Genomic DNA, 3,378 nt, shown 5'->3' with positions numbered 1-3,378 from the left:
TGGAAATGTCTCCGGGCTGCATCTCCCCACACATTCGTAATTCGTAATTCGTAATTAAATTATGAAATTATATCTCGTTCCATCTCCCATCGGTAACCTCGCCGATATTACCTACCGGGCCGTAAAAGTGCTGGAAGAAGCCGACCTGATCCTCGCGGAAGATACCCGCACATCCAGTGTACTGCTGCGGCATTACCAGATCAATAAACCCGTTACACCTTACCATCAGCATAATGAGCATAAAATAGTACAACACCTCCTGCAACAGCTGCAGGACGGTAAAACAATGGCCCTGCTCACCGATGCCGGTACACCAGGCGTATCTGACCCCGGCTTCCTGCTGGTAAGGGAATGTACCCGTGCAGGCGTACCCGTGGAATGCCTCCCGGGCGCTACCGCTTTTGTGCCCGCACTGGTGAACAGCGGCATCCCCATGACCCGCTTTGCCTTTGAAGGCTTCTTCCCCCTCAAAAAAGGCCGCCATACCCTTTTTACCAAACTCGCCACAGAGGAACGCACCATCGTTTTTTACGAGTCGCCTATGAGACTGCTCAGAACCCTCGCCGACCTGATCCAGTATTTCGGACCAGACCGCCAATGCTGCGTTTGCCGGGAGCTCACCAAAATGTTCGAGGAAAATAAACGCGGTACGCTGCAGGAAGTACACGATTACTTCAGCGAAAAAGGCGTAAAAGGAGAAATTGTGGTGGTAGTGCAGGGCGTTGAATAATTATTTTTAACTTCCCGTTGATTGCCGGCATGCCCTTGTCGCACCCGTGCTGTTGCTTTGTATAACAAATCATTTAGCCATGCCCGTTACTGATATCGCCTCATTGCGACTGCAGCACCAGCAGCTGATCAAAACCTCTTTTAAAAAACCACAGGACCTCGTGGCTTATTTCGGCGCCATGCAGGCGCAGGAACATGCCCACAGCAAATGGGGCATCGGCGTAAGGCTCCCCGGCAGCACAGATGCAGATATAGAAAAAGCTATCCATAATAAAACCATTATCCGCACCACCGTATTCCGCGGCACCCTGCACCTGGTGGCTGCCGCTGATGTGCGCTGGATGTTAGCCCTCATCGCTCCGTCTGTAAAAAACCGCATGGGCAGCATGATGCGTAAACTGGAAATGGATGAAGCCCTTCTGCAGAAAACCAGCCAGCACATCGCCAAAGCATTACAGGGAGGAAATCACCTTACCCGTAAGGAGCTTATTACCCTGCTGGAAGAAAAAGGCATCAATACAGATGATCACCGCATGAACCATATCGTTTACCACGCCGCTGTAAACGGGATCATTTGCAACGGCCCCCTGAGCGGCAAACAGTTTACCTATACACTACTGGATGAATGGCTTCCCGGCACCACCACATTTGATAAACAAACATCGCTGGTTACGCTTGCCAAACGCTACTTCATCAGCCACGGACCCGCTACCTTAGCTGATTTCGCCCAATGGGCCGGCCTGCCCGTTACCGATGCAAAAGCAGGGCTGGAAGGCGCACAATCCGCATTAAAATCGCTGGAGGTGAATAATACCACCTACTGGATGGCGCCGGGGAAAAAACAAACACCGCCCGATACTGCGTTGCTGCTGCCGGCTTTCGATGAGTATTTCATCGGCTATAAAGACCGCAGCACCCTGATAGACATGCAGTTTGCAAAAAAAGTAATGACCATCAACGGTATTTTCAATCCTTTGATGGTTAGCAACGGGCAGATCACCGGTACCTGGAAACGCACTTTTAAAAAAGACAGCGTAGCCATCGTTACCGACCCGTTTAAACCGCTCAAAAAGGCCGCCCTTAAAGCATTTGAGCCTGCTGCACAACAATATGCGGATTTCCTGGGACTTACGCTCAGCAGTTTCTCCTGATTTATATCGCGGCCTTCCTGCATTCATCAAATATCAATGGCGAAATCGCTAAATGATCCTTATTTTAGCTGCTTAAACCAAATGAAACGGAATGAAGTACCGGGTTACAACAGGCAGCTGTATGGCTATTGCCTTGCTGGCAGGCAGCTGGTTAAAGCTAAGCGCTCAGTCGGACCGCTGGCAGCAGCGTGTAAAGTACACAATGGACGTGAAGGTGGATGCACCGGCCAACCAGTTCAAGGGCCAACAACGCCTTGAATACTACAATAACTCCCCCGATACATTAAAGAAAGTTTTTTACCACCTCTACTGGAACGCTTTCCAGCCAGGCAGTATGATGGATGTGCGCAGCCGTGAACTGGGTAAAATTGTACTTGGAAAAGACAGGAATGGCAACGAACGCCGCGATTGGGACAACCGTGTACGCGACCGTATCTCCAAACTTAAACCCGACGAGATAGGCTATCAGAAGATCATCTCCCTGAAACGCGATGGAAAACCGCAGGACTTCAAAGTAGTGGAAACTATCCTGGAAGTGCCGCTGGATAAACCGATCCTGCCGCATTCCAAAGCAGTATTTGATATGGAGTTTGCCTCACAGGTGCCGGTACAGATCCGTCGCAGTGGCCGCAATAACGCCGAAGGCGTTGACTTTTCCATGTCGCAGTGGTATCCTAAAATGTGTGAATACGATTATGAAGGATGGCACGCCACTCCTTACATTGCCCGCGAATTTTATGGCGTGTGGGGCGACTATGACGTGAAGATCACCATCGATAAAAAATATACCATAGGCGGTACCGGTTACCTGCAAAACCCTGATCAGATTGGCCATGGCTATGAAAAGCCCGGCGCTAAAGTAACGCCGCCCACCGGTAACACGCTCACCTGGCATTTCATAGCGCCTAATGTGCATGATTTTATGTGGGCAGCAGATCCGGATTACAAACATATCACACAGAAAGTGGATGGCTTTACCGCTCACTTCTTTTACATCGATAATGAATTCACCCATAACACCTGGCCACAGCTGGCAAAAATGATCCCTGCTGCCTATGCCTATATCAAAGCGCATTACGGCGCCTACCCTTATGAACAGTATTCCTTCATACAGGGAGGCGATGGCGGTATGGAATACCCGATGGGAACCCTTATTATGGGTAACGGTAAAATGGATGGCCTGTATGGCGTAGCCATGCACGAATGGATGCACAGCTGGTACCAGGGAATGCTGGCCACCAACGAAAGCCTGTACCCGTGGATGGATGAAGGCTTTACCACCTTTGCGGAAAACAACGTGATCTATAACACCATCGATTCACTGAAAGGACGCAATGCTTTGGAAGATTCCTACGCCGGTTATTTTGCGCTGGCAAGAAGCCCGTATGAAGAACCTGCCAGCACGCATGCCGATCACTTTAATACCAACTATGGTTATAGCCTCACCGCCTACTCCAAAGGCGCTGTATTCCTGGAACAGCTGGGTTATGTAATTGGC

Annotated in this window: 3 protein-coding genes; all 3 read left to right on the top strand. The window is 50.0% G+C overall.

Annotated elements, in window-relative coordinates:
- Positions 1-61 precede the first annotated feature (61 nt).
- Positions 62-730 (top strand): 16S rRNA (cytidine(1402)-2'-O)-methyltransferase, encoded by a 669-nt coding sequence (gene rsmI / locus VIM72_RS08625; RefSeq protein ID WP_332002434.1) that lies wholly within the window; start codon positions 62-64, stop codon positions 728-730.
- Between the two features lie 79 nt (positions 731-809).
- Positions 810-1,880, top strand: coding sequence for a winged helix DNA-binding domain-containing protein (locus VIM72_RS08620; RefSeq protein ID WP_332002433.1), 1,071 nt, complete (start codon positions 810-812; stop codon positions 1,878-1,880).
- Positions 1,881-1,971: 91 nt separating this feature from the next.
- On the top strand, positions 1,972-3,378 hold a 1,407-nt coding region (locus tag VIM72_RS08615), incomplete at its 3' end, for a M1 family metallopeptidase (protein ID WP_332002432.1).

Origin of the sequence: Chitinophaga sp., from assembly GCF_036569185.1 — a bacterium.
GTDB lineage: Bacteria > Bacteroidota > Bacteroidia > Chitinophagales > Chitinophagaceae > Chitinophaga.
This window is presented reverse-complemented; position numbering and strand designations above follow the sequence as displayed.